The 9206-nt window shown below is 70.9% G+C and carries 5 protein-coding genes; all 5 read left to right on the plus strand.

Annotated elements, in window-relative coordinates:
• Positions 1–25: 25 nt before the first annotated feature.
• The 5 genes from J7I97_RS24900 (at position 26) to J7I97_RS24920 (ending at position 9113) form a co-directional block, all read left to right on the plus strand.
• Positions 26–2089, plus strand: a complete 2064-nt coding sequence (locus tag J7I97_RS24900; protein WP_214938602.1) for a thioredoxin domain-containing protein — start codon at positions 26–28, stop codon at positions 2087–2089.
• Positions 2090–2327: 238 nt separating this feature from the next.
• Positions 2328–3740 (plus strand): glycosyltransferase, encoded by a 1413-nt coding sequence (locus J7I97_RS24905; RefSeq protein WP_251059137.1) that lies wholly within the window; start codon positions 2328–2330, stop codon positions 3738–3740.
• On the plus strand, positions 3737–5407 hold the full coding sequence (locus J7I97_RS24910) for an ArnT family glycosyltransferase (protein ID WP_374195509.1): 1671 nt from the start codon (positions 3737–3739) through the stop codon (positions 5405–5407). The genes J7I97_RS24905 and J7I97_RS24910 overlap by 4 nt, the downstream gene beginning before the upstream one ends.
• Positions 5408–5413: 6 nt before the next feature.
• A complete protein-coding gene (locus tag J7I97_RS24915; protein ID WP_214938604.1) occupies positions 5414–6640 on the plus strand; it encodes a glycosyltransferase family 2 protein in 1227 nt (408 codons plus the stop codon).
• A 43-nt stretch (positions 6641–6683) separates the two neighbouring features.
• Positions 6684–9113, plus strand: a complete 2430-nt coding sequence (locus J7I97_RS24920; RefSeq protein ID WP_214938618.1) for a galactose oxidase-like domain-containing protein — start codon at positions 6684–6686, stop codon at positions 9111–9113.
• The last annotated feature ends 93 nt before the right edge of the window (positions 9114–9206 follow it).

Below are 9206 nucleotides of genomic sequence, written 5' to 3' on the forward strand. Positions count from 1 at the left end.
GCACCAGGTGGGGCAGGATGACCCCATGTCGAACCGCCTCGCGAACGAGACCTCGCCGTATCTGCTCCAGCACGCCGACAATCCGGTCGACTGGTGGCCCTGGTCGCCCGAGGCGTTCGCGGAGGCGCGGGAGCGGGGGGTGCCCGTGCTCCTCAGCGTCGGATACAGCTCCTGCCACTGGTGCCATGTCATGGCGCACGAGTCCTTCGAGGACGAGCTGGCCGCCGCCTACATGAACGAGCACTTCGTCAACATCAAGGTGGACCGCGAGGAGCGCCCCGATGTCGACGCGGTCTACATGGAGGCCGTGCAGGCCGCCACCGGGCAGGGCGGGTGGCCCATGACGGTGTTTCTCACCGCCGATGCCGAGCCGTTCTACTTCGGGACCTACTTCCCGCCCGAGCCCAGGCACGGGATGCCCTCCTTCATGCAGGTCCTCGAAGGCGTGCGGACCGCCTGGGTGGGGCGGCCCGAGGAGGTGGCCGAGGTGGCGGGGCGGATCGTGCAGGACCTGGCCGGGCGGCAGCTGGACTACGGGAAGGCCGGGACGCCCGGGGCGGAGCAGCTCGCGCAGGCGTTGCTCGGGCTGACGCGGGAGTACGACGCCGTGCGCGGCGGGTTCGGCGGGGCGCCGAAGTTCCCGCCGTCCATGGTGCTGGAGTTCCTGTTGCGGCATCACGCCCGGACCGGGGGCGAGGGGGCTCTGCAGATGGCCGCCGACACCTGTGAGGCCATGGCCCGGGGCGGGATCTACGACCAGCTCGGGGGCGGGTTCGCGCGGTACTCCGTGGACCGGGAGTGGGTCGTGCCGCACTTCGAGAAGATGCTGTACGACAACGCGCTGCTGTGCCGGGTGTACGCGCATCTCTGGCGGGCCACCGGGTCGGAGATGGCACGGCGCGTGGCGTTGGAGACCGCTGATTTCATGGTCCGGGAGCTGCGCACCCGCGAGGGCGGCTTCGCCTCCGCGCTGGACGCCGACAGCGAGGATCCGCTGACCGGCGCGCATGTGGAGGGGGCGTACTACGCCTGGACGCCCGGGCAGTTGAGCGAGGTACTCGGAGAGGACGACGGGGCGCTCGCCGCCGCGTACTTCGGGGTGACCGAGGAGGGGACGTTCGAGCACGGGAAGTCCGTCCTGCAGTTGCCCCAGGACGGGCCCGCCGTGGATGCGCAGAAGGTGGAGTCCGTCAAGGAGCGGCTGCTCGCCGAGCGGGACCGGCGGCCCGCGCCCGGGCGGGACGACAAGGTGGTGGCCGCCTGGAACGGCCTGGCCATCGCCGCCCTCGCCGAGTGCGGGGCGTACTTCGACCGGCCCGACCTCGTCGAGCGCGCCACCGAGGCCGCCGACCTGCTGGTACGGGTCCATTTCGACGTGGCGGCCGGCCGGGCCCGGCTGGCCCGGACGAGCAAGGACGGTCGCGTCGGGCCGAACGCCGGGGTGCTGGAGGACTACGGCGATGTCGCCGACGGGTTCCTCGCGCTGGCGGCCGTCACCGGCGAGGGGGTCTGGCTGGAGTTCGCCGGGTTCCTCGTGGACCTGGTCCTGGACCAGTTCACCGCCGAGGACGGGTCCCTCTACGACACCGCGCACGACGCCGAGCAGCTGATCAGGCGGCCCCAGGACCCCACCGACACGGCGGCTCCCTCCGGCTGGACGGCCGCCGCCGGGGCGTTGCTCTCGTACGCCGCGCACACCGGCTCGGAGGCCCACCGCACCGCGGCCGAGAGGGCGCTCGGGGTGGTACACGCCCTCGGTCCGCGCGCCCCGCGCTTCATCGGGCACGGTCTGGCGGTCGCCGAGGCGCTCCTCGACGGGCCCCGCGAGGTGGCGGTGGTGGGCCATCTGGACGATCCGGCGCGGGCGGCTCTGCACCGGACCGCGTTGCTGGGTACGGCTCCTGGGGCTGTGGTGGCGACCGGTCTCCCGCGTGCGGCGGACGGCAGTGGAGGGGAGTTCCCCCTTCTGGCCGAGCGCACACTGCTGCACGACCTTCCTACGGCGTATGTGTGTCGACATTTCGTCTGCGCGCGGCCTACGACCGATCCGGTCGAACTGGCGGAGCAGTTGGGTACGGTTCGCCCCTGAAGTACCCGGAGTACCGTCAATTCCGGTTGCTTATATGTGGGTTCGGAAACGTGGTTTTTATCCGGGCAGCGCCCGGCCGTCACCTTCGCTGCCTAGTCTCGTGGCTCCGGGATTCACCGAGTCGGCGCACTGGGGGGTGCGCATCGAGGGCGGGGGCGGCGGGCCGGGGGCCCGCCTTGAGCCTCCGGGGGGTTTGACGATCGCCGCCTGGGGTTGCGGCATGTCTGTGGGGGACAGTTTGTACACATCTGTGTTCATTTCTGCCGTTTCGCTGGCGCTCTTCTGGATGGCCGCGTTCACCCTCTGGTGGCAGATGCACGCGTGGCGCACACCCGAGACGCTCGCCTCGACGCGTTTCGACCGGCCCGACGGCGAAGGCCGGCTGGCCTTCAGCCTGCTCCTGCCCGCCCGCCACGAGCAGGCGGTGCTGGAGCACACCATCGACCGGCTGCTCGAATCGAGCCACACCGACTACGAGATCATCGTCATCGTCGGACACGACGATCCGGAGACCGCCGCCGTGGCCGAGCGCGCCGCGGCCCGGGCGTCCGAGCGGGTACGGGTCGTCGTCGACCACCACGAGACCAAGAACAAGCCCAAGGCGCTCAACACCGCCCTCCCGCACTGCCGGGGCGACATCGTCGGGGTCTTCGACGCCGAGGACCAGGTCCACCCGGAGCTGCTCGCGCACGTCGACCACGCCTTCCGGGCCACCGGCGCCGACGTGGTCCAGGGCGGGGTCCAGCTCATCAACTTCCACTCCAGCTGGTACAGCCTGCGCAACTGCCTGGAGTACTTCTTCTGGTTTCGTTCCCGGCTGCACCTGCACGCCGAGAAGGGGTTCATCCCGCTCGGCGGCAACACCGTCTTCGTGCGCACCGAGGTACTGCGCGAAGCCGGCGGCTGGGACCAGAACTGCCTCGCCGAGGACTGTGATCTGGGTGTACGGCTGTCCTCGACCGGCAAGAAGGTGGTCGTCGCGTACGACTCCGACATGGTCACCCGGGAGGAAACGCCGGGCTCGCTGATGAGCCTGCTCAAGCAGCGCACCCGCTGGAACCAGGGCTTCCTCCAGGTCTACCGGAAGAAGGACTGGCAGCAGCTGCCCGGCCGTGGTCAGCGCTGGCTGGCCCGCTACACGCTGATGACGCCGTTCATGCAGGCGGCATCCGGTGTGATCATCCCGCTGAACTTCGCCATCGCGGTCTTCCTCGATGTGCCGGTCGGCATCGCGATCATCACGTTCCTCCCGATGATCACGGCGATGGTGACCTTCGTCTTCGAGATCGTCGGCCTGCACGACTTCGGCCGCCAGTACGGCCTGCGCGTCCGGTTCGTCCACTACGTCAAGCTCGTCATCGGCGGCCCCTTCTACCAGGTGATGCTGGCGGGCGCCGCGATCCGCGCGGTGTGGCGCGAGCAGCGCGGCCGCAACGAGTGGGAGCTGACCAGCCACACCGGGGCGCACCTCACCGCCGCCTCCAAGGCCACCGCCGCCATCGGGGCCGGCCCGCCCGCCGCCGCGATCGCCTCCGGCGCGCCTGCCGCCGCGATCGCCTCCGGCGCGCCCGCCGCCGTCACCGCGGGCACCACCGCTCCCGCCGTCTCCGCGTCCACCGCCACCGCGACCCGAGAGGACAGCCACCAGTGACCGCCACCCTGCCCACGGCCACTGATCCCCAGCCCGGTGCGACCGCCACCCTCGTCCCCGCCCCGCGCAGCGTCGCCGGCGGCCTCGGAGTGCGCCCGCCCGCCCCGGCCAGGCCGCTCGTGCGCTTCCGCTCCTCCCGCCCCGACCTGCTCCTCTGCGGCGCCCTGCTCCTCGCGATCGTCCTGGTGCAGGGCTGGAACATCACCAACTTCCCGACCCTGAGCGACGACGAGGGCACCTACCTCGCCCAGGCGTGGGCGGTCCAGCAGGGCGACGGGCTCGCGCACTACACGTACTGGTACGACCACCCGCCGCTCGGCTGGATCCAGATCGCGGGTCTGACGTACCTGCCGTCCCTCTTCGTGCCCGACTCGATGACCGTCGCGCCGATGCGGTTCTCGATGCTCGCCGTCTCCGCCGTCAGCTCGGTGCTGATGTACGTACTCGCGCGCCGGCTGTGGCTGCCGCGCTGGGCCGCCGGTCTCGCGATGGGCCTCTTCGGGCTCTCCCCGCTGTCCGTGGTCCTCCAGCGGGAGATCTTCCTCGACAACCTCGCGGTGATGTGGATGCTGCTGGCGTTCTGCCTGGCCGCGTCCCCCAGCCGCCACCTCTGGCACCACTTCGGCTCGGGACTGGCGGCCGCCACCGCCGTCCTGACCAAGGAGACGATGCTGGTGGTGCTCCCGGCGCTGCTGGTGACGATGTGGCGCCACAGCCACCGCGACACCCGCAAGTTCGCCGTCACCGGCGCCATCACCGCCTGCACACTGATCGGGCTGTCGTACCCGCTGTACGCGCTGCTCAACACCGAGCTGCTGCCCGGCTCGGGCCATGTCTCGCTCATCGACGGCATCACGTACCAGATGAGCCGCCCGGGCTCCGGCTTCATCCTCGACCCCGGCTCCGGCGCGCACGGCGTCTTCCGGTCCTGGCTCTACTACGACACCGTCCTGCCCCTGGGCGGGCTGGCCGGCGCGGTCCTGCTGCTGGCCACCTACCGCTGGTCCGTCACCGCCCGCGCGCTCGCCGGGCCCGCGCTCGCCGCCGTGATCCTCGGGCTCGTCGCGATGCGGCCCTCCGGCTACCTCCCGGCGATGTACGTGATCCAGGCCCTGCCGTTCCTCGCCCTGGTCCTCGCCGGGGGCGCGGCAAGCGTCACGCACGCCGTGCTGCGCCGCCGCCGCACGGCCGGGGAGGGCAGGGCCCTCGTCCTCGGACGCCGCGCGCTGGTCGGCGTACTCGCCGTGTCCGCCGCGGTGTACGTCCTGCCGCGCTGGTACGACGGCAACCGCACGGCGCTCACCGTCGACGCGAACGCCCCGTACCGGCAGGCTGCGGCCTGGCTCGGCCGCGAGGTCCCCGACCCCGCCCACACCCGGGTGCTGGTCGACGACGCGCTGTGGCTGGACGCCGTCCACCACGGCTTCGAGCCGGGACCCGGCGCCATCTGGTTCTACAAGGCCGACCTCGACCCCGCCGTCACCAACACCCTGCCGCGCGGCTGGCGGGACATCGACTACGTCGTCTCCTCGCCCACCGTGCGCCGCGACGCGGTGAACCTGCCCAACGTGAAGGCCGCACTGGAGCATTCGACCGCCGTAGCCGTCTTCGGGACGGGCGAGGACCGCATCGAGATACGCCGGACCGACCGCGAGAGTGGGAGCTGAGCCACCGTGAGCGAAGACCTGTGGCCCCCGCATGCCCTGGGCGAACCGGAACTGTCTGCTCCGGCCCTGCTCGAACCGACCGGCCTGGAACCGGCCGGCGATCCCGCCCCGGGCAGCGTCACCCTCATCATCCCGACCTTCAACGAGGCGGGGAACGTGGAGGAGTTGCTGCGCCGGCTGGCCGGCTCCCTCCCCGCGCACCTGCCCTGCGAGGTGCTGTTCGTGGACGACTCCACGGACGACACCCCGGCGGTGATCGAGAAGGCCGCCTCCGAATGCCCTTTTCCGGTGGCGGTCCTGCACCGGGAGACGGCCGAGGGCGGCCTCGGCGGAGCCGTCGTCGAAGGGATGCTGGCCATTGGTAAGGAGCGGGCGGCGACGGACTGGATCGTCGTGATGGACGCCGACCTCCAGCACCCGCCGCACCTGGTCCCCGAACTCGTCGGCGAGGGTGAGCGCACCGGCGCCGACCTGGTCGTCGCCTCCCGCTACATCCCCGGCGGCAGCCGGGCCGGACTCGCCGGGAGCTACCGCGTCGCCGTCTCGCGCGGAGCGACCTGGCTCACCAAGGGGCTCTTCCCGCGCGCCCTGCGCGGTATCAGCGACCCGATGAGCGGCTTCTTCGCGATGCGCCGCTCGGTCGTGACGGCCGACGCCCTGCGCCCCCTCGGCTACAAGATCCTGCTGGAGCTGGCGGTGCGCTGCCGTCCCGCGAAGGTCGCCGAGGTGCCGTTCGTCTTCCAGGACCGGTACGCGGGGGAGTCCAAGTCCACCGCCCGGGAGGGGCTGCGTTTCCTCACCCACCTGGCGGCGCTGCGCTCGGCGACCCCGGTGGCCAGGATGATCGGCTTCGGGCTGATCGGGCTCTCCGGTTTCGTCCCAAACCTGGTCGCGCTGTGGCTGCTCACGCACGCCGGGATGCACTACCTGCCGGCCGAGATCGTCGCCAATCAGGCCGGAGTGCTCTGGAACTTCGTCCTCATCGAGGCCCTCCTCTTCCGCGACCGGCGCCGGCACCGCCACTGGGCGGACCGGGTCGGGCGGTTCGCGCTGCTCGCCAACGCCGATCTGCTGCTGCGGATCCCGCTGATCGCGGTGTTCGTCGGCAAGTTCGGCATGGCGGTGCTGCCCGCCACCGCGCTCGCGCTGGTCACCACGTTCGTGCTCCGGTTCGCGGCCACCGAGGCACTCGTCTACCTCCCGCGCAGGTCAGGACGTACCAGCGGGAGTTGAGCCGCACCGGCACCGCACCGGCACGACAGAAGGGAACATGTCCATGCGTCTGACCATCCGGCGGAGGGCGGGGCGGCGGGCCGCGCTGCTCGCCGTCGGGGCGATGACCGCGGGCCTGCTGCTCACCGCACCGCAGCAGGCCACGGCCGGACCGCCCAATCTGCTCACCAATCCCGGTTTCGAGACCGCCGGCGCGGCCGGCTCCGACATGCCCGCCTGCTGGTCCAAATCCGGCTGGGGCGACAACGACTTCACCTTCGCCACCGTGGCCGACGCGCACAACGGCACAAAGGCCATGAAGGTCTCCCTCACCCGCCGGGTGGACGGCGACCGCAAGGCCCTGGTCACCGAGAACGCCACCTGCGCCCCCACGGTGGTGGCGGGCAAGCAGTACGACCTGTCCGCCTGGTACAAGTCGAACACCCCGGACGTGTCGGTGACCGTGTTCCGGCACGACACCGCGGCGGGCTGGCAGTACTGGACCGACCTGCAGAATCCGCCGGTCAGCGCGGCGTGGGCGCGCACGGCGGTCCGTACGCCCGCCGTACCGCCCAACACCGACAAGATCGCGTGGGGGCTGTCGGTCTACGGAGTGGGCACGCTCACCACCGACGACTACGCGCTGGAGGAGGTGGGCGCGGTTCCGCCGCAGCCCGGCTGCACGGGCACGGCCGAGGAGTGCGCCAAGGGCAAGTGGGAGGTGATCCCGGCCAAGAACCCGGTGCGCTCGATGCACGCGGTGGTGCTGAAGAACAGCAAGGTGCTGCTGATCGCGGGTTCGGGCAACGACATCGCCCAGTTCAACGCGGGGACCTTCACCTCGGCCGTCTACGATCCGGCGAACGGCTCCTTCAAGACGATCCCGACGCCCGTGGACATGTTCTGCTCGGGCCACGTGCAGCTGTCCGACGGCCGGGTGCTGGTGATGAGCGGCAACAAGGGCTACCCGTCCGCCGACGGCAAGATCGGCTACCAGGGGCTGAAGGACTCGTACATCTTCGACCCGGCGACGGAGAAGTACATCAAGACGAACGACATGAACGGCGGGCACTGGTACCCGTCGGCGACGGAACTCGGCAACGGCGACGTGATCTCCTTCGGCGGGCTGAAGGAGGACTCGACGGGCAATGTGACCGCGGAGAAGTTCTCGGCGGCGCAAGGCAAGTGGCTGCCGATGAACGAGGTCAACCAGACCTGGTCGTACTGGGGTCTGTACCCCTCGATGATCCTGATGCAGGACGGCCGGCTCTTCTACTCGGGCAGCCACACCTTCGGCAACGGCACACAGGGCAGCGGCGCGTCCGTCTACGACTACAACGCCAACACCGTCACCGACGTGCCCGGGCTGCGGAAGAAGGACGAGCGCGACGAGTCGGCGAGCGTGCTGCTGCCTCCGGCGCAGGACCAACGGGTCCTGACCATCGGCGGCGGGAACAACGAGTCCAATCCGGCGGCGAACCGGCTCACCGAGCTCATCGACCTGAAGGCCCCGAGCCCGGCGTACACGGCGGGCCCGGACCTGCCGCAGGGTCTGGTCGACGTGGGCGGCGTCAAGCGCCCGCAGACCGGGGCCGAGGGCAAGATGTACGTCTCGGCCGTACTGCTCCCCGACGGCAAGGTACTGGAGACCGGCGGCGGGCTGCACGACCGCGCCGACCCGGTGTTCGAGGCCTCGTTCTTCGACCCGGTGTCCAACACCTACCAGGCGGGCCTGCCCGCCGACCCGATCCCGCGGACCTACCACTCGGGCGCGTTCCTGCTGCCCGACGGCCGGGTCATGACGGTCGGCGACAACCCGGGCAACGGCACGTACAACAACAACGTGTCGATCTACACCCCGCCGTACCTCTTCAAGGGCGCGCGCCCGCAGCTCACCTCGGTGATCGACACGGAGTGGGTGTACGGGGACACGCAGCGGATCACCGTCAACCGGCCGATCGTCAAGGCGGAGCTGATCCGTCCGGCGGCGGTCACGCACTCCTCGGACCCCAACCAGCGGTTCGTCGACCTGCCGATGACGGTGGTCAACAGCACCACGATCGACCTCAACGTCACCAGCAACCCGAACCTGGCCCCGCCCGGCTGGTACATGCTCTTCGGGGTCGACGCGAACGGCATCCCGTCGGTCGCGACCTGGGTCCACCTGGGCGGCGCGCCGGCCCTGGCCAAGACCGCAGTCGGGGGAGACCAGCCCTCGCCGCACGTGCACGACTTCGCGGACGCGCTGAAGGCGGCCCCGAAGACCAACCCGGCCAAGCGTGACTCGGTACCGGTCGCGCCCAGCGTGGCCGGCTGCGACCGCCACTACGGCACGGTCAACCTGTGCGTCCCGACGCGTTTCCCGGCGGAGGTGAAGGAGACGACGAAGGCCCGCTGCGACTGGCTGGCCTCCCACAAGTACCCGAAGCGCATGAAGGTCAACGGCAGCGACCCGCTGCGCCTCGACCCCGACCGCGACGGCTACGCCTGCTGATCACCGGGCCGGGACCCTGCCGCCGTGCGCCACGGCGGCAGGGTCCCGGCGCAGTCCGGCGCAGTCACAAGGGCTAGGTCCGTTCTTCGCGGG

Origin of the sequence: Streptomyces sp. ISL-87 (assembly GCF_018614095.1) — a bacterium.
Taxonomy (GTDB): Bacteria; Actinomycetota; Actinomycetes; order Streptomycetales; family Streptomycetaceae; genus Streptomyces.

Excerpts from the sequence above, each read along its gene's own strand:
- J7I97_RS24900 (WP_214938602.1), top strand. The coding sequence starts at position 26 with ATGTCGAACCGCCTCGCGAACGAGACCTCGCCGTATCTGCTCCAGCAC.
- J7I97_RS24920 (WP_214938618.1), top strand. The coding sequence starts at position 6,684 with ATGCGTCTGACCATCCGGCGGAGGGCGGGGCGGCGGGCCGCGCTGCTC.